The organism is Lacticaseibacillus sp. YLM2-1 (assembly GCF_056583465.1).
On record NZ_CM152617.1, the window covers coordinates 753082 to 775437 of the forward strand.

General features: G+C 46.8%; 24 protein-coding genes, 2 tRNA genes and 1 pseudogene. 10 read left to right on the top strand and 17 right to left on the bottom strand.

What is annotated here, in order from left to right:
• Positions 1-21: 21 nt before the first annotated feature.
• On the bottom strand, positions 22-402 hold the full coding sequence (locus AC07KQ_RS03550) for an iron-sulfur cluster biosynthesis family protein (RefSeq protein ID WP_003563820.1): 381 nt from the start codon (positions 400-402) through the stop codon (positions 22-24).
• A 92-nt stretch (positions 403-494) separates the two neighbouring features.
• Positions 495-1979, bottom strand: a complete 1485-nt coding sequence (locus AC07KQ_RS03555; protein ID WP_003563823.1) for a PucR family transcriptional regulator — start codon at positions 1977-1979, stop codon at positions 495-497.
• 200 nt (positions 1980-2179) lie between these two features.
• Between AC07KQ_RS03555 and AC07KQ_RS03560 the strand changes: the two genes are divergently transcribed.
• From AC07KQ_RS03560 to AC07KQ_RS03575, 4 genes and pseudogenes are all read left to right on the top strand, one after another.
• The gene (locus tag AC07KQ_RS03560; RefSeq protein ID WP_003563824.1) at positions 2180-3040 is read left to right on the top strand and encodes an SDR family NAD(P)-dependent oxidoreductase; all 861 of its coding nucleotides are present in this window, start codon (positions 2180-2182) and stop codon (positions 3038-3040) included.
• Between the two features lie 75 nt (positions 3041-3115).
• Complete coding sequence (locus AC07KQ_RS03565; protein WP_003563826.1) at positions 3116-3961, top strand: acetoacetate decarboxylase family protein; 846 nt, start codon at positions 3116-3118, stop codon at positions 3959-3961.
• A gap of 43 nt (positions 3962-4004) precedes the next feature.
• Positions 4005-4664, top strand: a complete 660-nt coding sequence (locus AC07KQ_RS03570) for a nitroreductase family protein (protein WP_480156617.1) — start codon at positions 4005-4007, stop codon at positions 4662-4664.
• Positions 4665-4733: 69 nt separating this feature from the next.
• Positions 4734-5839 (top strand): annotated as a pseudogene (locus AC07KQ_RS03575) (alpha-hydroxy-acid oxidizing protein).
• Between the two features lie 242 nt (positions 5840-6081).
• Here AC07KQ_RS03575 and AC07KQ_RS03580 read toward each other — a convergent pair.
• The 5 genes from AC07KQ_RS03580 to AC07KQ_RS03600 all read right to left on the bottom strand — a co-directional run bounded on the left by AC07KQ_RS03580 (position 6082) and on the right by AC07KQ_RS03600 (position 8222).
• Positions 6082-6154, bottom strand: a tRNA-Ala gene (locus tag AC07KQ_RS03580).
• A 21-nt stretch (positions 6155-6175) separates the two neighbouring features.
• Positions 6176-6248, bottom strand: a tRNA-Ala gene (locus AC07KQ_RS03585).
• 111 nt (positions 6249-6359) lie between these two features.
• A complete protein-coding gene (locus AC07KQ_RS03590; RefSeq protein WP_003563844.1) occupies positions 6360-7400 on the bottom strand; it encodes a permease prefix domain 1-containing protein in 1041 nt (346 codons plus the stop codon).
• 17 nt (positions 7401-7417) lie between these two features.
• Entirely contained in the window at positions 7418-7756 is a 339-nt protein-coding gene (locus AC07KQ_RS03595) for a PadR family transcriptional regulator (RefSeq protein WP_003563847.1), read from the bottom strand.
• Between the two features lie 160 nt (positions 7757-7916).
• Positions 7917-8222, bottom strand: a complete 306-nt coding sequence (locus tag AC07KQ_RS03600) for a SemiSWEET family transporter (RefSeq protein ID WP_003563849.1) — start codon at positions 8220-8222, stop codon at positions 7917-7919.
• A gap of 155 nt (positions 8223-8377) precedes the next feature.
• On the opposite strand from AC07KQ_RS03600, the gene AC07KQ_RS03605 reads away from it, so the two are divergent.
• Positions 8378-8677, top strand: a complete 300-nt coding sequence (locus AC07KQ_RS03605) for a hypothetical protein (protein ID WP_003563851.1) — start codon at positions 8378-8380, stop codon at positions 8675-8677.
• A 59-nt stretch (positions 8678-8736) separates the two neighbouring features.
• Here AC07KQ_RS03605 and AC07KQ_RS03610 read toward each other — a convergent pair whose 3' ends face one another.
• A complete protein-coding gene (locus AC07KQ_RS03610) occupies positions 8737-9759 on the bottom strand; it encodes an alcohol dehydrogenase catalytic domain-containing protein (protein WP_003563854.1) in 1023 nt (340 codons plus the stop codon).
• A gap of 252 nt (positions 9760-10011) precedes the next feature.
• On the opposite strand from AC07KQ_RS03610, the gene AC07KQ_RS03615 reads away from it, so the two are divergent.
• On the top strand, positions 10012-10374 hold the full coding sequence (locus AC07KQ_RS03615; RefSeq protein WP_003563857.1) for a hypothetical protein: 363 nt from the start codon (positions 10012-10014) through the stop codon (positions 10372-10374).
• A 137-nt stretch (positions 10375-10511) separates the two neighbouring features.
• On the opposite strand, the gene AC07KQ_RS03620 is transcribed toward AC07KQ_RS03615, so the two are convergent.
• Both AC07KQ_RS03620 and AC07KQ_RS03625 read right to left on the bottom strand, forming a co-directional pair.
• Entirely contained in the window at positions 10512-10991 is a 480-nt protein-coding gene (locus tag AC07KQ_RS03620) for a hypothetical protein (protein WP_003563860.1), read from the bottom strand.
• Positions 10984-12150 (bottom strand): AI-2E family transporter, encoded by a 1167-nt coding sequence (locus tag AC07KQ_RS03625; protein WP_003563871.1) that lies wholly within the window; start codon positions 12148-12150, stop codon positions 10984-10986. Before AC07KQ_RS03625 ends, AC07KQ_RS03620 begins: the two co-directional genes overlap by 8 nt.
• Before the next feature lie 504 nt (positions 12151-12654).
• On the opposite strand from AC07KQ_RS03625, the gene AC07KQ_RS03630 reads away from it, so the two are divergent.
• Complete coding sequence (locus AC07KQ_RS03630; RefSeq protein ID WP_003563872.1) at positions 12655-12849, top strand: hypothetical protein; 195 nt, start codon at positions 12655-12657, stop codon at positions 12847-12849.
• A gap of 128 nt (positions 12850-12977) precedes the next feature.
• A complete protein-coding gene (gene lexA / locus AC07KQ_RS03635) occupies positions 12978-13604 on the top strand; it encodes a transcriptional repressor LexA (RefSeq protein ID WP_003563873.1) in 627 nt (208 codons plus the stop codon).
• 130 nt (positions 13605-13734) lie between these two features.
• On the opposite strand, the gene AC07KQ_RS03640 is transcribed toward lexA, so the two are convergent.
• The 6 genes from AC07KQ_RS03640 to AC07KQ_RS03665 all read right to left on the bottom strand — a co-directional run bounded on the left by AC07KQ_RS03640 (position 13735) and on the right by AC07KQ_RS03665 (position 17998).
• Positions 13735-14208: a hypothetical protein gene (locus tag AC07KQ_RS03640; RefSeq protein ID WP_003563874.1), complete on the bottom strand. Its 474-nt coding sequence runs from the start codon at positions 14206-14208 to the stop codon at positions 13735-13737.
• Positions 14209-14221: 13 nt separating this feature from the next.
• Positions 14222-15169, bottom strand: a complete 948-nt coding sequence (locus AC07KQ_RS03645) for an AEC family transporter (RefSeq protein ID WP_003563875.1) — start codon at positions 15167-15169, stop codon at positions 14222-14224.
• A 22-nt stretch (positions 15170-15191) separates the two neighbouring features.
• Positions 15192-15809 carry a flavin reductase family protein gene (locus tag AC07KQ_RS03650; protein WP_003563876.1) on the bottom strand — a complete coding sequence of 206 codons (618 nt, stop codon included), beginning with the start codon at positions 15807-15809 and terminating at the stop codon, positions 15192-15194.
• 261 nt (positions 15810-16070) lie between these two features.
• Positions 16071-16979, bottom strand: coding sequence for a hypothetical protein (locus AC07KQ_RS03655; RefSeq protein ID WP_003563878.1), 909 nt, complete (start codon positions 16977-16979; stop codon positions 16071-16073).
• A 94-nt stretch (positions 16980-17073) separates the two neighbouring features.
• On the bottom strand, positions 17074-17634 hold the full coding sequence (locus AC07KQ_RS03660; protein WP_003563879.1) for a 5-formyltetrahydrofolate cyclo-ligase: 561 nt from the start codon (positions 17632-17634) through the stop codon (positions 17074-17076).
• Positions 17635-17641: 7 nt separating this feature from the next.
• Positions 17642-17998: a DUF488 domain-containing protein gene (locus AC07KQ_RS03665; RefSeq protein WP_003563881.1), complete on the bottom strand. Its 357-nt coding sequence runs from the start codon at positions 17996-17998 to the stop codon at positions 17642-17644.
• Between the two features lie 203 nt (positions 17999-18201).
• Here AC07KQ_RS03665 and AC07KQ_RS03670 point away from each other — a divergent pair, with 203 nt between their 5' ends.
• Positions 18202-19137: a magnesium transporter CorA family protein gene (locus AC07KQ_RS03670; RefSeq protein ID WP_003563885.1), complete on the top strand. Its 936-nt coding sequence runs from the start codon at positions 18202-18204 to the stop codon at positions 19135-19137.
• Positions 19138-19361: 224 nt separating this feature from the next.
• On the opposite strand, the gene AC07KQ_RS03675 is transcribed toward AC07KQ_RS03670, so the two are convergent.
• Positions 19362-20237 (bottom strand): LysR substrate-binding domain-containing protein, encoded by an 876-nt coding sequence (locus tag AC07KQ_RS03675; protein WP_003563887.1) that lies wholly within the window; start codon positions 20235-20237, stop codon positions 19362-19364.
• A 448-nt stretch (positions 20238-20685) separates the two neighbouring features.
• On the opposite strand from AC07KQ_RS03675, the gene AC07KQ_RS03680 reads away from it, so the two are divergent.
• Positions 20686-22353: a malolactic enzyme gene (locus AC07KQ_RS03680; RefSeq protein WP_480156618.1), complete on the top strand. Its 1668-nt coding sequence runs from the start codon at positions 20686-20688 to the stop codon at positions 22351-22353.
• Positions 22354-22356: the final 3 nt, after the last annotated feature.

The following is a 22356-nucleotide window of genomic DNA, read 5'->3' on the forward strand; positions in this document are numbered from 1 at the left end:
TACGTTTCTTGAAAATAGCAGTTAGCGAGCAGGGTTATTTCGAACACCATTGGCTTCGGTGAAGTCAATAAAGCCCATATTGGTATCAATATCACCGCCGTCACCACTCAAAACTAAGGTATTCAGCGTTTTGTTAAAGTGGACATTCATGTGGGCATTCAAATCTTCTTGCGAATAACCCTTGATCAGAATTGGACCAAGGTTACTGTCAATTTCAGTGTCATAATCCGTTGCCGGATCGCTAGCTTTTACGACGTTAAGTGAGAACTGGACCTGCATATGGATCATCGCATGCTGCGAATAAGGACCCACCCCATCTTCAAACGTAAGCAGCAACTTTTTGTCATCGCCTAGATGCGGTTGGATTTTTTCAGTGGCACCTTCATCAAAATGAATTTGCATAGGATCAGCTCCTTTCGCCGTTAACATAGGCTGATTTGGCGTTAAAAGCAACTGATTTGTCTCGCAGGCAAAATGACGTTAAAGCCATCAAATTATCGGGTGAAAGTGAGTTTATTGTGATTCAAATATCGACGCACCTTAAAACTTGCGCCAAGTTTGAAACAAGTTTCAGCATCTTTTAAATCAATTCCAGTAATGTCACTGATGTGCTTGAGCCGGTAGCGCAACGTGTTTAAGTGAATGAAAAGTTGCCTGGCAGTGTGGGTGAGGTTTTCACCAGATTCAAGATAAGCGTCCAGTGTCGGTAACAACTCAGTTTTATTTTCAGCATCATGATCCATCAATGCCTTAACCGCCGGATTGATGAAAAATGGCAAAATTTCGGCATGATCGACCTGTGCCAGCATTAAGTCAAAGAAGGCATCCTCACACATGGTGACGTGAGTTGGTTGAGATTTAAGCTTCGCAGTACGACTGCAGACGGCATAGGCAGCGATGGTATCTTCAGGCCGCGTATATTGATTCGAAACGATCAAACGACAGTTGGCACGATCGGCAATGGTCGCTAAATTAGCTTTAAATTCAGGGTTGTTGTAAGTTGGTAAGTCGACAGAAACTAAGGCTAGACATTGATGATGATAAAGTGTGATCAAAGTTTGTGAGAAAAGCGGGGTTAATAAATACTTTAGTCGCTCTTTCAACGCTGCCAAAGATTGTCCAGCACGAGGCTCACCCTTAATCAAAACCATGCTTGTTGGCAATGTTGCATGTTCTTTCGCAAACTGAGCGGCAAAGGTACCACTTTGTTGTTCGGTAAGCAGCATGGTGAGCAGTTGATCGCGTTTTGAGGCGGCGGTCGGCATCATCCGGTTTTTGATCAAGGAGCTGGTGATGATTTTGGCTTCGGCTTTGAAGAAGGCAGTTTGTTCAGCGGTGAGCGGTCTGACGCAGGCTGGCATGACGAGGTAGCCTAGGGCATTGTTGCGATAGGCCAATGGCAGACATAAAAGCAGCAAGGGCAGCTGTGATTGCTGAATGAGAATAACTTGCGGGATCAAGTCTTTAGCGGGTCTGAATTTTTTCAATGCCTGTTGGACCTGGACAGAGGTAATAGCTGGCGCTGTCAAGTCACTAATGGCCGGCGCTTGCGTGGATTGCGCCACAGGTTGCCCGACAAGATCAAGAACAATCAAGGGATTACCTAATGTCCGGGCGGCTTGATTAAGAATCGTGTCGAAGTCCTCTGTGATCGCTTTAATAGCAAGCTGATTAACCTGTGCTTGTAAACTTGTTTCGGACGTCAAAAGACAACCAGCCCGATCGAATAGTTGAGCAAGTTGCGACTCGTTTTTTAGCTGCGTTTGAGCACACAGGGACAGTTGTGCAGTCTTGCCAACAGATCCTTTCAAAGTAATCGTTTGATCAGCAGATACAGCAAGATACAGTGAGGTCGGATGTGGCGAAAAAGTCGTATCATCGTCAAATTGCAGGCTTGTTATTTCGGGGTTTTGGAGACTGGTATCAAAGGCTAATGGGACTGTTTGGTCAAGTCGTTGGAGCAAAGTATTTAATTTCATTATTTATCCTCGAAGGTGACGTGAAGGTGGCACGTGTCAATTAGCAAAAACATACAAATTTATTTGTTCATTCATGTGCAAACTGTACCTTCATCATACGTTTTGAAAGCGCTATCGTAAAGGTGTATTCGAAATTGTGAATAAGCACACACATGAATGACTGCGTGTGCGGATTCACGCCACATAGGAGGCAAGCAATTATGAAGGATTTTAAGGACAAGGTCATGTTCATCACCGGGGCCGCCCACGGATTTGGTCGGGTCATTGCTGAAGAAGGGGCAAAACGGGGGATGAAGCTCGCCTTAGTCGATATCGACAAGCCGGCTTTGAATGAAACTTATCAAATCGTTGTGGCAACAGGGGCGGATGCTGTGATGATTCCGACTGATGTTACCAAAGAAGACGAAGTCAACGCAGCTATTGATCAGACACTTCAAACATTTAAGCAAATCGATCTGCTGATCAATGATGCAGGGATTGCTTTGCCAGGACGTATGTGGGAATTACCAACCCGTGATTGGGAATGGATCATGCACGTCAATGTGATGAGTCAGGTTTATGCGATGAAGCGGATTATTCCAATTATGATGGCGCAAAAAACGCACGGGGCGATTTTGAACGTCGCTTCGATCGCTGGCTTGGTCGATACCCCAGGCATGCCTGCATATCACGCCAGCAAGTTTGCCAGCGTCGGTATGAGTGAAGCAACTGCTTATGACCTGCAGCGGGCCGGTGCTGATATTGAAATGCATGTGATGTGCCCAGGTTTTGTTCAGACGGATCTTTATCACACTGAAGAACATCGTCCAAAGCAATACAGCGATCCAAGTGATCCTTACTATCAAAGCGAGGCTTTCCTGAAAGGTCAACAGTTTGCCAAATATGTGATCACCAACGGTATGCCACTTGATACGATTGCGGCGACGGTTTTCAAAGCACTTGAAGAAGATCAGTTCTACATTTTGACCCACCCACAGTTCAACCCATTGATTTTGGATCGGGTCAATCGGATCGTCAAAAATGGTGCACCAGATGTTCATGTGATGGATGGGATTATGTAGTTAGTTACTTTCGATAACACGCGAATCAGTGCCTCAACCGCGCTGGCGAGCGTTCACAAAAAAGGAGCGTCAAAAATGTCGAGTTATGTTGTGAGTCAAGAAGACGTGAAGAACTTTCTGAATTTACCAAGTATGAATGATCAAGAAGGGATCAGTTTTGCCTATGCCACGGATCCAGACGCCTTGGCCAAATTGATTCCGGCACCGTTGAAGTTGGTTGCACCAGTTGTGTGTGGCTACGTCGTCCACATGGGTAAGCCGTCGTTTGGCGGACCTTATCTGGAACAAACGCTATTTGCCCTTGTTAGCTACAAAGACAAAATGATGGGTTCCTATCCACTAACCTTGCTCCTGCATGGCCCTGGTGCTGAAGCCGGCTTGGTGGCAGGTCGTGAAGGTGCAGGTATTCCTAAGAAGCTCGCCGATCACATCGAACTGCGGCGCAATGACAACAGTGCCAGTGCCACGGTGGAACGTCACGGCAAGACGCTGCTTTCGGTTGATTGGGAAGCCGGGGATGTCAATGATCCTTCCATTTTGCAAACATTTGGCAGCCAATTTGCCTTAAACAAAGAATCCGAAATGAACAGTTTCTTCTTCACCCATGATCTTGTACAGGATAAACAAGGTGCGAACCACTTTGAAAATGTTGAGCTGGTCGCCACGCAGATGAAGTCGTTAGCTGATCGAGTTGAGCCAGGGAAACTGTCGATTCAACTTGCATCAACTGAAGATGATCCATTCGGTGAATTGCCAGTGCTCAGGCCGCTTGGTGCGATGTGGTATCATTTTGCGACTTCGACCATGTTCAACACTTTGCATCTGGAACAAGTCGATGCCGATAAAACCGCCCCTTATTTGATCACCGGACGCTACGATCGCAGCATGATGAATCCGCTGGCAACGACCTATATTATTTGATTGAAAACGGTTAATATTGATATTAAGAAATGAGGCAAAAAAAATGACAGAAACAGTAGCAACAAAAAAAATAACTAATAATGACTTCGCAGACGTGATGTTTGATCGTCATTCAGTTCGGGTGTTCGATCCATCAGTTAAAATCAGTCGCGATGAGCTTCAGGAAATGATTAAAGAAGCTACCACCGCCCTATCTGCCTGCAACTTGCAGTCGTGGCACTTTGTCATTATTGATACACCAGAAGGCAAAGAAAAATTGAAAAAGTCTGCCATGAAATTCAACTATCCGCAGATTGACTCCAGTTCTGCCATCATCTTCATCGCCGGCGATACGCAGTCTCATGAAGTTTATCGTGATGTTTGGACCAAGGTTTATGAAGACGGCAAAATCAGCAAGGAAAAGTTGGACCAGATTTTCAATACCTTCCTGCCATTATATGAAAATGCTTCACCTGAATTTCTGACATTAGATGCCACCATCGATGGCGCCATGGTTGGCATGCAACTGCTGCTGACGGCGCGGGCACATGGCTTTGATGCCAATCCGTGGTCCGGTTACGACTTCAAGACGATTATTCCAACATTGGGACTTGATCCAAAACGTTTTGTGCCAGTTATGGCAGTGGCTATTGGTAAGGCAGCTGAGAAGCCGATTCATACTGATCGCTATGATGTGAAGCAGCTGATTGACTATTTGGACTAATATGACGGCACAAACTGTCCGAGATGAGTGGGCACGTTTAATTTTTTAGAAATAGAGAGGAAGTTTACGATGGTCGATGCAGTAGAGACCGATCCATTCGGCAAAGTTGATGCGATTGATGTGTTGGATTTAGCCAGTTTGGAGGCGCGTGCGGAGAAAATTCTTGGCCGTGGCGAATTTGGCTATATCAGCGAAGGCTCTGACGATGGTTACACCATGCGCCGCAACACCACCGCTTTTACAGATGTACAATGCTCCCGCGCGTGCTCCAAGGAGTGGAGAAGCCGGATCAAAGTACGACCTTTATGGGAGCAAGACTGGCATCACCGCTGTTAACTGCGCCGATCGCCGGGAACACGCTGGCACATCCAAGCGGTGAATTGGGCTTAGCAAAAGGCGCAAAAGAAGCCGGTATTATGATGTCGCAAAGCACCTTTGCTTCCAAGACAATTGCGGAAACTGCTGCGGTCAGCGACGGTGCCCCTTATATGTTCCAACTTTACATGCCAAAAGATTGGTCGTATTGCCAATATTTGTTAGATCAGGCAAAACAAGCAGGCGCATTGGCGATCATTCTGACGGCCGATTCGACACTTGGCGGCTATCGGGAAAAAGACGTGATGAATCATTATCATCTCAAAGGCCGCTTAGCTAATCTTGAAGGTTACAATACTGGGCAGCAGGGAGTTGGCGCTGGCGGTTTGTTTAAAGAATCCATGCAGAAACTGGATCTTGCAACCATCGATAAGTTGGCCTCTTATTCAGGGCTGCCAATTATTGTCAAAGGCATTCAGCATCCTGATGATGCGGTTGCGGCGATCACAGCTGGTGCAGCTGGCATCTATGTTTCCAACCACGGTGGCCGCCAACTAGATGGTGCGCCAGGTGCGATTGAAGCCTTACCAGCAATTGCGGCTGCAGTTGATCATCGCGTACCAATTATCTTTGATGGTGGCGTTCAACGCGGCACCCATGTCCTGAAGGCCTTGGCCCTCGGCGCCGATCTTGTCGGCATCGGCCGGCCATTCAGTTATGGCTTAGCCCTCGGCGGCTGGGAAGGCGTCAAGGCGGTAGCCGATCACATGAAGATGGAAATCAACATCGCCATGCAGCTAACCGGTTGTCAAACGATGGCCGACGTCAAGCAGATGCAGATTAAAACCACTTTTGCATAATCAGAGAAAATGTCCACCTGATAAGGGTTGGGCATTTTTTTGTTTCAGGGAAAAGATGATGATTGTTTTGGCAAATGCTAACAACAAAAAATGCCAGCGACAGTAGACGAAATTGTCTAACTGTCGCTGGCGTTTTTCGAAATCAACACTGCCTGCCCAGCAAGAAATGTTGACTATTCCTTTTAGGCTATGAGCGCAAGTTTGATGTTCAGTGAAGCTAATTGCCAGAAGAAAATCACTCATGGATCTTAACGGACTTGAACCGTCGACCTCCTGCATGCCATGCAGGCGCTCTCCCAACTGAGCTAAAGACCCGCCATGAAAGCTGATATAAAATGGATCCAAACGGACTTGAACCGTCGACCTCCTACATGCGAAGCAGGCGCTCTCCCAACTGAGCTATGGACCCAAAACACAAGGTTCATTGTACTGAACTTCCGGTCTGCTGTAAAGAGGCATGCCTGTGAATATCAGAGAAGAAAAGCTGCCGTGACGGACTTGCACAATGAATCGAAACGCTTTATTCTGAATAGTCCCGGCGTGCGATGACGGCAGTAATGATGTTTTGCATGACACCGCCAATGATGAAAATGAGCCAAGAGTATGCCCATCCGTGGAGTAGAAAGCTGACAAGAAGATAGATGATAAGCACAGTCGGCCAATAGACTTGGTGAAAAAGTGCTATATCTTGGCGTGCTCGGGTGTTCTGATGATGCTTGTGTGGCTGTTCCCAATAATTAGCGGCATCGTCATCAGTACCATGGTACCAAGCAGTTGAATTTGCCGCAGTTGTCGCGTAAGCATAACGTTTTAGCTGAGAATAATTGATGGAGACATAGATGATCAGGTAGCTGCCTAGGCCAGCAATTGCTAGAAATAGCGCTCCGCCAGCATTTTCACTGATAAAACCAGGAATGTAGGCAGAAATGATGGGTGGGATGAGAGAGCCGATGCAGATCATAATACCAGCAATCAACCCAGCGGCAAATTGCCGGGTGTATTCCCCGGTGGTCTTGTTGGCTAGCTGTTTGGCACTGGCTGTGATCGGCCGGTCATTAAGCTGCTTTTTTTGCTGGCTGAAGACGGTGCCGCCCCAGATGAACAGACCAACTGCAAGTGCAGCAAGCAGAAACATGCCAATCACACCGAATCCTTCCCAGCGGCCCCCGCCTGTGTAGGCAGGCAAGGCGATACTGACGGCGCAAAGCAAAACACCAAGGGCAATTTGGGTGGCAAACTGATCGGCCATGTGCCAGAAGCTGCGAAGTTCGGTTTCAGTAATCGCATCTTCATCGGCTTCCTCCTCAGCGTCGGTGGGGTCCGACTGTGTTGTTGTCGCCGTTGCTTGTGCTGGCATTCCCAGATCAGCCCGTAGCTCGTCAATTGAGCCAAACGCGCTGATGACAGCACCAATAGCGGCTTCTTCGCTTTTACCTTCGCGCAACAAATCACGGTAATAATCACGCATGTTAGCGAGCATATCGGCTTTGGCTTGTCGGGTTTTGTCATTATCAGGTAAGGAAGCAAAAAGACTATCTAGGTAGGTGGTGATGGTATCCATGGGCGATTCCTCCAAGGTTAAAGATTCGTTAGCGGCTGTTTTAAGAATGGATCGACAACGGTTTTGACACGTTCCCATTCGGCTGCTTTAACAGCAAGAAAATTACGGCCGCTTGGGGTAATGCGATAATAAGTGCGGGGCTTGCCATTGGTGACATCCCCTGGGTAATCATCGATGTAGCCATTTTTGCTAAGTCGGTTAAAGACGGCGTAAAGGGTTGTTTCTCGAATGAGGTATTGACCATCTGTGCGCTCACGAATTTCTTTGCCAATTTTATAGCCGTAGGAATCGCCTTGCTGTAAAATCGCAAGAATGAGCGCATCATTATACCCACGCATGGCGTCACTGCTAATCACAGCATGACCTCCCTCTATCGTTATGGACTGATGCAAAGCACGTTTCAAAGTGCTTTACATCAGTACTGCATCTGTTGAAGTAATACTAGCACGATTACTCTATCAGGTAAAGTAAAAAACACCCTCATCTAAGATGAAGGTGTTGTCGAATAGCGGCTTATTAGTGGATGAAAACTGTGATGAAAGTCACCAGCCCGAACAGAATACCGGGCATATTTGAGATGATAATCGGCCAGTCTTTGTATGTTTTAGTCCAACCATAGAAGGTCCACAAAGTGGCATTGATCATCGCAACCAGTGGTTGAATCGGATTAACCGGATTCCCGGAGAAGTTGGCGATGATTTCGGGAATATAAGAAACATACATTAAAATACAGGTGAATGTCGCGACTTTACTCAATAACTTGAGTCGTTTCACTCGAACGGGGTCAACCCCTTCAGGATACTTTCCGGTGTCAACGCGCATTCATAACGCCTCCTTTTTGGATAAAAATAACCATAACACTAAATTAGTCTAAACCCAAGGCATGTGTCTGGGTGTGATAGAATCAAGAAGGCGACAGACCGCGGATAAGCGGCTCTAAAAATTTTCTGAAAACAAGCAGATTAAGGAGGATTACGATGGCAGAACAATCGGAGAACACCGTGACGCGAACACAAAAGCAAGAAGGTGCGGATGCGATTATGGATAAGGGTTACGTCACTGAGCGGGATATTCCGGAAATGATGAGCAAAACATGGAGCGAACAACTTCTTGATGCTGTTAATGATGAGTTGCGCTTGCGCACGGTGACCAATCGTACCGTGTTACAGCAATTTCACTATTACATGGGTAACGGCACGATCATTTATGATCCGGGTCAGCTGAACTCTGAAGGAGCCAAGATCGCCTTACAGCACGCCTTAGGTTTCCGCAAATAAAGCTAAACTGCTTGTGATGGTTATCGGCAGTTTAGCTTTTTTGATGGTCGTGAGCGGTATTAAGCAAACGGGCCAGTCAAAACAACCTTGCCCACTTCATGGCCACCTTCAACTAGGGCAGTCGCATTCTTGAGGGTGTCAACCGAGATGGTGTCAAAATGCTTGGTCACTGATGCCTTGATTTGATGGTCCTGATAGAGTGAGACTAGACGGCTCAGAATAGCACCTTGAGAAGCCACGTGATAATCAAAGTCGGTTTTGGCAAACATGTACTCATAATCAAAACTGGCAGCTTTATCTTTAACAACGGCCAAGTCTAAACCAGTTTGTGGGCCAACAATACAGCCTATGTGGCCAAAGGCACGAATCAGCTGACTGGCTGCTGCCAAGTAAGGTTCTGGTTGATAAAGCAACGCGATACCGTCGACTGTTTGCAAGCCGGCACGTTGGACTTGGGCAATCAAATCCTGATGGTAATCCAGTGGTGTTGCAACGCCGTGATCAAGCAGCCAAGGATGATTTTTTGGACTGCTAGTTGCTAGGACGGTTAAACCGCTCCAACGAGCTAATTGACAAAGCATGGAGCCAACGCCGCCAGCACCGTTGATGACTAACAAGTGTTGTCCTTTATTAGCATTGAATTCGGGGATAAAGCCCATTTTTTCGAAGAGTAATTCCCATGCGGTTAAACCGACAAGTGGCAGCGCGGCAAGATCGGCATCTGGGGCATCAGCTGGCGCGGCAGCGAGTAAGCGGGCATCAACTGCCTGATATTGCTGATTACTGCCGGGACGGTGTGTTGTACCAGCATAGATGACGCGATCACCAGGCTTGAAGCTGGTGACATTGGCACCGATCTGTGTAATCGTCCCGACTGCATCATAGCCTTGAATTTGCGGTGTTTGATGCTTTCCAGCAACTTGTCGGCGTTTCGTATCAACAGGATTGACGGAGACCCCGGCAACAGCCACGATCACTTCGCCTGACTGGGGCTGCGGCATTGGCAGCTTGAACTGTTGAAGACTGTTGGGTGCCGTGATTGGCAACCCTTCTGTAAAGCCAATTGCAAGATTTTGTGTCATCGAAATCGCCCTTTCTGTAAATAAAGACCTACTGTGATTGTAACCTTTTTCCACGAATAGTTGGAAGTTCCGGTTTTTTTTGGTAAAATGTGCAAGATATTGCAAGGAACAGTATGGTGTTGGCACAGTTGGCGGTTGATGAATCTGCAGGTTATGAACCATTGATTGTCATACTACCGGTCACCATGATGAAGACAGCGTGTGACGCGGCAGTGTTTCTAAGTCGAAGATCACATTTAAGGAGGCTGCATAGTGAAAAAACTTGGTACTAAGCGCGAATTGATCGGTGTTGTCATTGTCTTGCTGTTGGCAGCAGTAGGATTTGCGCTCTTTGCCTGGTATACGATGCGGCCAACAGATACCATTGGCACGATTGCCACGATTTCTTTTGGACTTGTTTTGTCAGCATTGATTGGCATTGTCCTGATTTTAGACACGGCAGCGACCACGCGCTGGCGCCGATTCTGGGTCGATCTACTTTTTGCGGCATTGATGTTGACCCTGATTGATTATTTCTTCTTAGATACCACGGCACCATGGCAGATGTTGGTGGCAGGAGCAGGGGTCGCTCTGGCGATTGTCGCATTGCTGGCCATTAGAAAAATCGATGAGTAAGTTGCTAAAAGAGTCAGATGAATAGGGTATAAGCCTAGTGAAAGTAAATGAAAACTCCCTGAAAATTTTCAGGGAGTTTTTTGTCGATACTTGCTGATGGTAACAACTTGGGGCAAACGCTATTTGTTATTGCATCGCTAGTTCATGCGTTGGACAGTCACAGGCACTGTTTTTGGCAAAACTTTCGTGAGTTCCGTCATAAAGTTTTGAAGACTTGCTTGGAAAGTCAGGCGAACCATGCGCCGTTTGCTAAGAGCGAAAACGGCAACAACCCATTCCTGACCATTAGGCAAACTAACCGGCGTCAACGTGATGCTGGACATGTTCGCGTAAGGAATAACGCGCGCCAGAATACCATTCGCGATTAAGCGCGTTGGCGCCAATCCACCGGTACCAGCCATGATCGACAAAACCAAAAAGATTGAGATGAAGACAATGTAAGGCAAATTGTCGACCCGAGTGGTCATAAACCAAAAGCCTAGGAAAACTGCCCACATCAGCTGGGTGACAGCGTAACGAGAAGCAACTTGAATTTTACTTTGCCAATAAAGATAGTAACCGGCAAGCGCCATCAGGATGACGTCAAGGCCGATCAGAAAAACATTAAAATTATTCATGAGGAACTCCTTTTTGCTTCGTGTCATCTGTGGCATGCTCGGCTTCATAGAGCCCGGAAACCTGTTGATACCAACTGAAGAAGCGGGTGACCACGATCTTCAACACGGCGAATCCTGGAATGCCAAGAATAACGCCGACTAAGCCGAATAGATTACCTGCTGTTAACAACACGACGACAATGGTGATGGGATGTAATTCAAGTTTACTCCCCATCACAAGCGGTGAGATGACTTGTGTTTCGATGAGCCATTCAATGAAAAAGACGATGATGACAGCTAAAATCATTCGCGGAGAGGTTAGGGCACCCATGATAAGCGGCGGAATCATCGCCAAGGCTGAGCCAAAGTATGGGATCAAATTCAGTGGGCATGCCAATAAGCCGAAGATAAGACCATAACGTAAACCGATCACTGAATAGCCGACCATGAACATCACGGCAACGCACAAGGCAACGGTGATTTGACCTTGGACATAAGAACCGACCTTTTCATTCATCTCATGCAACATTTGCTTGACTGACCGGCGAAGTTTAGTTGGCACGATATGAAGTACCATCGGCGTAAATTTGTCGCCGTCTTTTAACATGAAGAAAAGAATGATTGGCGCTGTTGAAATGGTGATGACGACATTACCAACAATGCCAATTAAGTTCTGTAGTTGAGAAATTGTGCCGGTTACGAACGCGCCTTGTTTACCAGTGAAGAAACTTTGCACTTCTGCTGCAATCTCATTGAGATCATGCTGTGAGAGAATATTCTGCTGGTCATTCAGATTATCCAACCATTTGCCAATTTCATCAAAGATTTGCGGCGCTGAATGGACAATACTGGTAATTTGATTGCTTACTGCCGGAATGAAACGCAACAATCCCCACGCCAACAAACCGATCAGCACAATGAATAACAGGCCAATTGCCCAACCACGATGAAGTCCGAATTTTTCTAATCGATTGATAATCGGGACAGTAAGGTAGAAGAGAATGCCGGCAAAGATAAACGGTGGCGCGATAATCCCGAGAAAATCCAGTACTGGCTGGAAAACCCACGCAATTTTAGTGAAAACGAAAATCACGAGCAATGCCAGTAACAAGTCAACTAGCAGGATCATAAACTTGCTATTAAGAAAGCGGCGATAGAGCCACGAGTCGGTATGTTTCAAGGGGGTACCCTCCTCTACAATTGTGATACCTGTTGGATGTATAAGCTTCATGACAATAACAAACGATGAGAGTGACTAGCCAGATTTGCGGCAGGGCCCTGTTCACGCTCATTAAAACGCGTTCACAGGCACAGAAACCTGCACATAAGGACCTCCCAACCCAAATGACCCAAGCCCGGCCATTTAGGTTGGAGGCCACTTATGCTCCGGTTTCTAAACGTGCCTGTTCACGCTCTGTACCATTAATGATACTCGACTCATGGTCATATTTCGAGGATAGCCGTGTTAAAAGCGGATTGATTTGATGTTAAAAAAGATTACATAAAATTTACAAACAACATGGAATAATCGTTACAAATCTTTAAAAACCCTAAATAAAGGCATCAAATGTAAATTTTATGTATACAAAGGCTTTACAAAACTCAAAAATTGGGTATGATTAGAGTCACAACCAAAACGGTGAGTATATGTCGGTTTATCCGATACGGAGAGGAGTGACCCCACATGACAATCCTACGGGGCGCAAAATGGACATTAATTACTCTGACCCTCGTGGCAACCTTGCTGTTATTCAGCAACTTTGCGACAGCCGGCATTTTGTTAATCGCGCTTGATATTTTCTTGAGTTTCTTCTACGCGGTCATCAAAAGCAGATGTGATCGGCGTCAGATGCATAAGATGCCATTATTGCATAATTAATTTAAGGATGAGGTCCACAGATGCTTTTTATCTGTGGACTTTTTTGCTATTTAGGCATAAAATCATTGCAAACGTTCGTTCGCTTTGGTATGCTTTGTGTAATCAATTAGAACTGAGGCGGTGAGCGGATGCCAACACAAGCAAGTCAGAAACGTTGGAAACAAATTTTACAATCAATCTATGATGCAATCGAGGATCATGGGTACCCGCCCACGGTTCGCGAAATCGGCAAATCAGTCGGTCTAAGTTCGTCAAGCACGGTGGCAGCGTACTTGGAGAAATTGTTGGCGGCGGGACTTATTGCTAAGGATCCAGCGAAGCCGCGGACGCTTGAAGTGACCTCAGCCGGACGTGACTTCATTGGCGTTCAGGATCACGGTATTCCGATCGTCGGCACAGTTGCTGCAGGGGTCCCGATTACGGCCATCGAAAATATCGATGATTATTTTCCGGTACCAGACGATCTTCCGTATGCCGCTGACGAATTATTCATGTTGCGAGTTCAAGGTAATTCAATGATCAAAATCGGCATTTTAGATGGTGACCAGATTATTGTCAAGAAGCAGAATGACGCCGAGAATGGGCAGATTGTTGTTGCAATGACTGAGGAAGATGAAGCCACTGTCAAGCGATTTTATAAAGAAAAGAACGGCATTCGGTTACATCCTGAAAATGACAGTATGGATGATATGTTTTTCCCGGATGTAACGATTCTTGGCATCGTTGTGAGTTTATATCGGCCGGCATTAGTTTAACCATTTGAAGTCGTGAATGACTAGGCATGGCAACTTAAATCCAATTAAAAATGTACCATCAACAAAAGAGACATCAGCTGTGATCCCACAAAATATAGGATCACGGCTGATGTCTTTTTGCTCAGACACTTTATTGGTTTTGTTGGGCGAGGCGATCGAGATCGTCTTGTGGCACCTTTTTATAAACGGGACCATCGGGCAACTGCTTTAAGTTACCGGTTTTTGTTAATTGAAATTGTATCGTATTAGCAGAGGCTTGCGGCTGCGCTTTACCAGTGAAGGTGAAGATTCGGCCTTTGAGGGTCAAATCAGCAGCAAAAATACCACTATCAGTACTTTCAAAGACACCATCTCGATTGGCTAATGTTTCAAGATAGTAGCCGCTGGTGGATGAGGTGACTCGAATTGCTTTGGTAGCATCTTTTGTTTGGACGAACGCATGGCCAACCAATGTACCTAAGGTCGCTTTCGGAACAGCTTTTTTGACCGTGTGCGATTGTGATGTTGCGCTCGATGATGATGTTGTCTTTTTTGGGGTTGAGGTAGTTTGTGAGCAGCCTGATAAGATCAAGATTGCTGCTAGTAGCAGATAGCGCTTTTTCATTCGACAGCAACTCCTAGTGAATGAACTGGATGCAAGTCATCACGATTGGGATCACGATCATCGAAAGCAGCGTTGTTTCGGTGACCATGATAGCAGCGTAATCGGAATCCGCATCGTACAGTTTGGCAACAACAGGCGCATTGGTCATGACCGGCATGCAAGATTGCAAAATAAAGATTTGTTTCATCAAAGTTGGGACAGGGGCGAAGGCGACAAGCGCCGTCATGAGTAACGGTGCAAAGAGGAAGCGGCCACTGAAAATACCCAAAGCTTCTTTGCTGATTCTTAATTTACCCCAGCCTGCTTGATGCAAAGCAATGCCAATGAAGAACATGGAGCCGGGAACAGTTAAGGCACCGACATAAGTCAGATCGGCCATCAAGAAAGTCGGCAATTTGATTTTTAAAAGCACAAGCACAATCCCTAACATAAAACCGAGTAACGGTGGTGAGAACACTTTTCCAAGTGCCTTTTTCAAATCAAATTTAGCTGGGCGCGGGCCGTCACCTTGAATAAGGTAAACGCCGATGGTCCAAAAAATGGTGGTGTTGGCCATGTAGTAGACCAACACATATGGCAGACTACTTGGCCCAAATAAGGCTAAGTTGACAGGCAAGCCGATAAAAACTGTGTTGGAGTTAAAAAACATTGACTTAAAGGTACCCTTACGTGCATGTGGCACCTTCAATAAGTAGCAAACCAGAAATGATAAGGCAAATAGGATCATCATGGAAAGGACTGGGAAAAACAAATCTGGCAAGAGTCGCAGCAACATTGGCGCCGTGAATTTTGAAGCAATCGTGACAATCATGTAGGCTGGCAAAGCAACTTGGGTGACAACTTTGGCAATGATTTTACTTGAATGGTCATTAAACCACCCGCGTGCTGTCAGAAAATAGCCGATTGCGATTAGAATCAAAATTTCAAGAACACCAAAAACACTGGAAATAAACGCGGTCAAATACTGACACTCCTTTATAAAATTATTTTGGCCGCCGCAGTGTAAAGGTGCGTCCAAGCTCGGCGTATGTCGGCCCGGCGAGGCGGGCAATCGGCGCCAAAACGGTGGGATCAATGTGAAGCGTTGTCGGATCAAGAACCGTATCGGCAAAATGGAATCGGTGCACTTCTAAAATGAAAAGATCAGTCAAAATGTCACCATCAGCGTTACGAATCGGCACGTATTGATAAAGCTTGGTTTCAAATCGAACACGCGCTGCCTGCAACCCCGGCACCTGAATGTCCGTACTTGCAACTAACGGCAGGTCAATCAACGACAACTCGCTTTGATCAGGTGCTAAGCGGGCAGCTGTTTGATTCATGGCCTTCGTGAGATCTGCACTCACGATGTGAACAACGGCCTCGTGGCGCGCCAATAGATTTGCAGCGGTATCCTTTGCCTGACCCCCATCACGTAAAACTGCTACTGACAACAGTGGCAGTTGGTTTGAAATCCCGGTCGTAAATGAAAAAGGCGCTAGGTTGATGAGGCCAGTCGTGTTTTGCGTGGTAATCCAAGCGATTGGCCGCGGGATGATACTGCCAGCCAGCAATTTATATTGATCACGCGCGGATAAGTCGGCGGCAGCAAGGTTGAACATCGTGGTCCTCCAGAAAGTTGGTAACGCGGCAGGTGCGTTAAATTGAGTGGGTCGCATTTGGGTGTGGTCATCAACTTGATTTTGCCCACTATGGTTGCAAGTTTAGCGCAGGCAGTTGGCGGCGTCAAAGTGGAACCATCATTTGGCATCATTGATGTCAGTCATGGCATGTTTTTTAAAGTCATCACAAGGATGTCATTGATCATATAAAAACTGACACCTGAAAAGTCGGGTGTCAGTAAGATTTTTTAAGGAAATCAATTAACTGGGATTACTGTTTGAAGCTGACGAGCTGCTGTCTGGTGACGGGGATGGTTGTTCACTAGATGGGTTCGAATTGCCGTCAGTTTGGGACTCGTTTTGACCGTTATTGTTATTTCCATTATGATTGCTACCGCTATTATCAACCGTGCTCTGTTGACTTTCCACACTCGGCTGAACAGAAGGCGCTGGCGCCGCTGATGATGGTGGCTCGCTTGGTTGGCTAACGATGACCGGTGCGCTGCTGACAGTGCTTGACTGTGCGCTGGCTGTTTCTTGCGTGGTTTTGAATTTAGCCAGACTGGTTAGCTTTTTCTTCGATTTGCTTAGTGGCAAATTGGTCTCAACATAGCGATAACTGTGCGGTGTTTTGTTTTTCAGCGTAATCGTGTTGTTCAACTCGGATGTGAGCGTCTTGGTGTAGCTTCGAACAGTGCCGGTCGCGCCATCGACTGAATACTGGCGAACGGCAGTCGGCTTATTGTTCTTGTACGTCGTCGCACTGGCGTATTCATAAACATTAGCGTGTTCGGATGTCAATGTTAGTTTGCCATTTTTACGCTTAAAACTGCCGGTGTCGTTGACGACAAATGGATGCCCATGAGGATCGAGAATGAGCAGGCGAGTGTAGGTTTGGTCATCTGTCAGCTTAACATAGACGGTTAAGTCATGTTGATCACGGTCTAGATCGATGACCGTGCCCGAAGCCTTATAAGTACCGCTGTTAAATGGGTGTGTGACGGTGACTGAAGATGAAACACTGCTGCTGGAAGATGTCACCGGGCCTTGAACTTTAGCACCGCGAAGAACGAGCCACATAAAAACAGCTACAAAAATAACCGCGGCACCAATACCGGTGAGCGTGAGATAAAGCGTTCGACGATTCTTGCGAATACGTTCACGTCGCATATTGTGCCTCCTGAAATAAGATGAAAAAGGTTTATTTTAATATAAGGAATGTCCAGTAGAAAGGCAATCTTTTACCAAATGCTTAACCTAACCGTTACACAATGACATCCCCATTAGCAAGAATCAAGGTTTGAATTGGCACATCAAACGGCTCCACAGGCCAAGCCACATGCGGAAACGCCATCACGGGTGGTACCAGTGTGATCGTGGTGCCGCGATAAGTTGTCAGAAAGCGATCATAATAGCCGCCACCGAAACCGATGCGGTACTTGTCAGCCAGCGAAAAGCCAATGCCAGGCACCAAAATGAGATCAGGGGCGGCATGAATCTGATCGGCTTGATAAGGCGGCTCCGGGATACCAAAAGCACTGGTGATCAGCTTGTCTTTGCCAGGATCAGGTAGGAAAACCATTTGCCGCTTGGGCATGACCCGTGGTAAGTAGACGGCTTTATTGGCGTCGTGGGCCGCCTGAATAATTGGCTCGGTTGGGACTTCAAACGGTCCGCTTACGGTAACACCGATGCTGTGAGCACGTTGCCACATAGGTGTTTGAACTAGTGCGGCCAAAAGCGTTGCACTGGCAGCCTGAGTCGCTTTCTGGGCGGCTTTCAGACGTTTTAACTGAAGCGGGCGAAATTCGGCTTTGCTTGGCATAGTGACCTCACTTTGTTTTGAGTAGTTCGCTTAGAACAACGGCTTGGTTATGCGTTTCGTCCTTGGCACCATAGAGCATAATGACTGGCTCTTGTTCATGTTGCTTCAATGTTTTGATGAAGTCTGGCAGGTCAGGATTAGCTGCTAACTCAGCTAAGTACCGCTTCTTGAATTCAGGGTACTTTTCAGGGTCGTGACCAAACCACTTCCGCAACTCAGTGGACGGCGCAATGGTTTTGGCCCATAAATCCAAAGCAGCGTTAACTTTGCTGATGCCCCGTGGCCAAACTCGGTCAACAAGGACACGGAATCCGGATGCTTGCGGTTTTTGGTAGATGCGTTCAAGTGTTACTTTCAAAATCATCACCTCACTGACTATTCTACCAGCCTTGGCAACTAGTGGCCGAAGGGGAGGATAGATACGTTATAATAAAAGAGAACGTGAACTGGCGCGTGTAGCAATCCGCGTGTGAGCATTTTGTACGGGATTGGCATCGCGGACAAGGGTGCATACAGAACGGCCTCTGCGCCAGTAAACGCGCTTTAATACGGCCAAGAGGTGTTGAAATGATTACGCGTTATCAGATCCAGCTACGAGGAAATATGCAGGTAACCACAGACGATCAGGCCAACTGGATTCGAGTTTCGGCGCCGTTGCCTCAAGAACTACAGACGCTGGCGACGACATACGGGCTGCCAGCAACCTATCTGGCGGCAGCAACCGATCAACATGAAAATGCGCGCGTGGAAGGTTTAAATCCGGCAGATCAGGTGCCAGGATTGATTGTTTTGCGTTACCCGGTTGAAACAACCAGTGAAACGGGGTTTGATCAATACAATACCGTACCTATGACCATGATTCTACTGAATGATCGTGTGATCACGATTACCCACGATCCCTTACAAGCTTTCGATGATTTAGCTCAACAAAAACTTTCTCCTAAGCCTGAAGAGTTTGCACTGGAAGTCCTGTGGTTGGTACTGCATCAATTCGTGATTGCAATGGACAAGCTGAATGATGAAACCAAGCAAATTGAGCGCAGCTTAGGTAAGGCGGCCAAAAACACGCAACTTTATCAGTTGATGGCCATGCAAAAAGGGCTGGTGTTTTTTGATGCGGCCTTGGATCATTCTGGTACGCTGCTTAAAGCCTTACGCGACGGCGAGCGCTTTTTTAATACGAATGGGTACTTACGGCGGTTGCATGATGTTGAAGTTGAAGTGGTCGAGGCTCAAACGATGGTTCGGATCACCGAGAAGTTGCTGACGCAGTATTCAACTGCCGTGAGTGCCATTGTTTCGAATAATTTAAATTTGATTATGAAGGTGTTAACTAGCATCACAATTATTTTGACGATTCCAACCATTGTGGGTGGTATATATGGCATGAATGTTCGCTTACCGTTTGCCAACGCTTACTGGGCTTTTTGGTGGTTAATCGGCGGCACAGCCATCTTGTGCGGCTTGGCGGCATGGTGGTTGTGGCGTCAGGATTACTTTTAGCATTAGGTACTTTGAAAATGGGTGTACAAATCCCCGTGACGTATCGCTATCGTCACGGGGATTTTGTGTGCGTCCGTCAGCCTGAGTAGAAACCGGCGCAAGTACGAGGAACGTGATGGCCGGCCTTAATCCTTGCGACCTAGATCCTTATGCGGAGCTTTCTGGGTTGGTGAGGCACGATGTTGCAGACGAATTAGTCTGTTTTCACGACTGACATGACAGCGTTAGTTTGCCGCAAGGATTTGATTAAAGTGCTGCATTGCCGGTGTCAAAACACGGTCTTTGCGGCGGACAATGGAAATGGTGAAAACCGGCTGTTTTGGATCAGTGAGTTTGACAGCCGCAAGATGGTCATCAGGATTGATGGCGAGATTTGTCAAAAAACCGATACCGACATTTTGCGCCACCATTTGCTTAAGAAGTTGCACATCACCGGTTTGATAGACCACGTTGGGGATGAATGCCGACTGTTGTTGAAACCATGTGAAGGCGCGAGTGTGGACGAAGGCTTCACTGAGCGTCACAAATTTTTGCATCGCCAGTTCCGCGAATCGAACCTTGTCTTTTTGGGCCAACGGATCTGATTCAGGGGTAATAATGACAAATGGCGCCGTGCCGATTTGGCTGATCGTCAAATCTGGCTCCTGTAATGGTCCACTGGCGCCAAGTAAGGCAAAATCAAGATCGCCTTGTTTGATTTGGTTTAGTAAGGCGGCGGATCCTGCTTCAACTGTTTGCAATTGTGGCATTAAGCCCGCGGCAATAAGCTGCGGTGCAATTTTTGGAAAGAAGTAGTTACCAATAATTGGTGGCAAGCCAAATCGAATTTTGTTGGTCTGATCCCACGCAATTTCCTGCTGCGCCAAGGTCAACTGCTGAAGGATCACTTGGGCGTGTGCTGCTAACTGTTTGCCAGCTGACGTGATACCGATGTCGTGATGACGCCGATCACGAATAATGAGTTGCGCTTGAAAACTGTCTTCGAGGCGCTTGATGGCGGTGGTAATCGTTGGTTGACTGACGGCAAACTGCTCTGCTGTTTGTGAAAAGTTGCGGGTCTGCGTTAGCGCCAGAAAATATTCAAAATCGCGTGTGTTCAAAGTGTTACCTCCATGAAACGGTTGATGGGGAATAGAAGACCAATTCTTTGATTAAAGCATATAAAAATATTTTATCACTCCTGCTGGGTTTGACTATAAGATTTGTCGGCGTGTAATGTGACCTGCTGTAAAGAAGAAAGCCCGAGCAATGGCTGGTTGCTAACCGCGCTGGCTGGTGCGCACCATAACGCGCTCCCCAGCGCAGCAACCTGCGTGTAAGAACCTTGGTCGCAATGGTCAAAGAACGACCATCACGCCCAAGGCCGCTTACATTCCGGTTGCTAATCGCACTGGCTCGCGCTCAACTATAACGCGCTCGCAGTCGCAGAAGCTTGCGCATAAGGACCTTGAGTCAAAATGGCCAAGATCGAGCCATTTTGACTCAAGCCTACTTATGCTCCAGCTTCTAAGCGCTCCTGCTCGCGCTCACTTAGAAGGAGTGTTGATTTTGAAATATACACCAGAGCAAATTATTAACGATCCGTTTTTAAATAAGGGTACCGCCTTTACTCAAGCAGAACGGAATCAGTATGGCTTGAATGGTTTGTTGCCACCAGCTGTCCAGACCTTGGACCAACAAGTTAAGCAAGCTTATGCTCAGTTAACGACCAAGCCGACTGATCTGGCTAAGCGTCAGTTCTTGATGACGCTTTTTAATGAGAACCATGTGCTGTTCTATAAGCTTTTTTCCGAGCATATCAATGAATTCATGCCGATCGTGTACGATCCAACGATTGCCGATACGATCGAAAATTACAGTGCGCTGTTTGTCAATCCGCAAAACGCCACTTATCTGTCGATTGACGATCCTGATCATATCGAAAGCGCGCTGAAGCATAGTGCCAATGGCCGTGATATTCGCTTGTTAGTCGTTAGTGATGCTGAAGGCATCTTGGGAATCGGCGACTGGGGCACCCAAGGCGTAGATATTTCTGTCGGCAAGCTTATGGTTTATACCGCTGCTGCTGGCATTGATCCGAGTCAAGTTCTCCCGGTTGTGCTGGATGTTGGCACCAATAATGAAGCACTATTGAATGATGATCTTTACTTGGGCAATCGGCATAAGCGGGTATATGGCCCGAAGTATCGTAGCTTTGTTGATCAATTTGTCACCACGGCAGAGAAGCTATTCCCTAATTTGTATCTGCATTTTGAAGACTTTGGTCGCAGTAATGCTGCCGATATTTTAAATGAATACAAAGACCAGATCACCACGTTTAACGACGATATCCAAGGAACAGGGATCATTGTGTTGGCTGGTTTGCTTGGTGCGATGAATATTTCTAAACAGAAGCTGACCGATCAAGTTTATCTGAGCTTTGGTGCCGGAACAGCCGGTGCCGGCATTACGTCGCGGGTATATGAAGCCTTTATCGAAAAAGGCTTAAGTCCTGAAGAAGCCAAAAAGCATTTTTACTTGGTTGATAAACAAGGCTTACTTTTTGATGACATGTCTGACTTGACACCAGAACAGAAGCCATTTGCTCGCAAACGCAGCGAATTTGCAAATGCCGATGCGTTGACGAATCTTGAAGCCGTTGTCAAGGCTGTCCATCCAACTGTCCTAGTTGGGACATCAACCGTGCCTGGAACCTTTACCGAAAGCATTGTTAAGGAAATGGCTGCGCATACGGAACGTCCGATTATTTTCCCGTTGTCCAATCCGACCAAGCTTGCGGAAGCCAAGGCTGACGATTTGATCAAGTGGACAGATGGCCGTGGTCTGATCGCAACTGGTGTACCAGCGGCTAATGTTGACTATCAAGGTGTCAGCTATGCAATTGGTCAAGCAAATAATGCTTTGGTTTATCCGGGCCTTGGCTTAGGCACCATTGCTTCAACAGCCAAATTGTTGACAGATTCCATGATCTCAGCAGCAGCGCACAGCTTAGGCGGTATTGTTGACCCTGATGAACCTGGTGCAGCGGTATTGCCGCCAGTTTCCAAGCTGGATCAGTTCAGTCAGACTGTGGCAATTGCGGTTGCTGAAGATGCGGTGAAGCATGGTCTGAACCAAAAGCCGATCAAAGATGCTAAACAAGCGGTTGCAAATATGACATGGCAACCAGAATACCGGCCACTGCCGGATTCACTCGAAATGGACTTGGGGGAATAAACG

Coding starts and splice junctions, on each gene's coding strand:
- AC07KQ_RS03550 (WP_003563820.1), bottom strand. CDS start 402: ATGCAAATTCATTTTGATGAAGGTGCCACTGAAAAAATCCAACCGCAT.
- AC07KQ_RS03555 (WP_003563823.1), bottom strand. CDS start 1,979: ATGAAATTAAATACTTTGCTCCAACGACTTGACCAAACAGTCCCATTA.
- AC07KQ_RS03560 (WP_003563824.1), top strand. CDS start 2,180: ATGAAGGATTTTAAGGACAAGGTCATGTTCATCACCGGGGCCGCCCAC.
- AC07KQ_RS03565 (WP_003563826.1), top strand. CDS start 3,116: ATGTCGAGTTATGTTGTGAGTCAAGAAGACGTGAAGAACTTTCTGAAT.
- AC07KQ_RS03570 (WP_480156617.1), top strand. CDS start 4,005: ATGACAGAAACAGTAGCAACAAAAAAAATAACTAATAATGACTTCGCA.
- AC07KQ_RS03590 (WP_003563844.1), bottom strand. CDS start 7,400: ATGGATACCATCACCACCTACCTAGATAGTCTTTTTGCTTCCTTACCT.
- AC07KQ_RS03600 (WP_003563849.1), bottom strand. CDS start 8,222: ATGCGCGTTGACACCGGAAAGTATCCTGAAGGGGTTGACCCCGTTCGA.
- AC07KQ_RS03605 (WP_003563851.1), top strand. CDS start 8,378: ATGGCAGAACAATCGGAGAACACCGTGACGCGAACACAAAAGCAAGAA.
- AC07KQ_RS03610 (WP_003563854.1), bottom strand. CDS start 9,759: ATGACACAAAATCTTGCAATTGGCTTTACAGAAGGGTTGCCAATCACG.
- AC07KQ_RS03620 (WP_003563860.1), bottom strand. CDS start 10,991: ATGAATAATTTTAATGTTTTTCTGATCGGCCTTGACGTCATCCTGATG.
- AC07KQ_RS03630 (WP_003563872.1), top strand. CDS start 12,655: ATGACAATCCTACGGGGCGCAAAATGGACATTAATTACTCTGACCCTC.
- lexA (WP_003563873.1), top strand. CDS start 12,978: ATGCCAACACAAGCAAGTCAGAAACGTTGGAAACAAATTTTACAATCA.
- AC07KQ_RS03640 (WP_003563874.1), bottom strand. CDS start 14,208: ATGAAAAAGCGCTATCTGCTACTAGCAGCAATCTTGATCTTATCAGGC.
- AC07KQ_RS03650 (WP_003563876.1), bottom strand. CDS start 15,809: ATGTTCAACCTTGCTGCCGCCGACTTATCCGCGCGTGATCAATATAAA.
- AC07KQ_RS03655 (WP_003563878.1), bottom strand. CDS start 16,979: ATGCGACGTGAACGTATTCGCAAGAATCGTCGAACGCTTTATCTCACG.
- AC07KQ_RS03660 (WP_003563879.1), bottom strand. CDS start 17,634: ATGCCAAGCAAAGCCGAATTTCGCCCGCTTCAGTTAAAACGTCTGAAA.
- AC07KQ_RS03665 (WP_003563881.1), bottom strand. CDS start 17,998: ATGATTTTGAAAGTAACACTTGAACGCATCTACCAAAAACCGCAAGCA.
- AC07KQ_RS03670 (WP_003563885.1), top strand. CDS start 18,202: ATGATTACGCGTTATCAGATCCAGCTACGAGGAAATATGCAGGTAACC.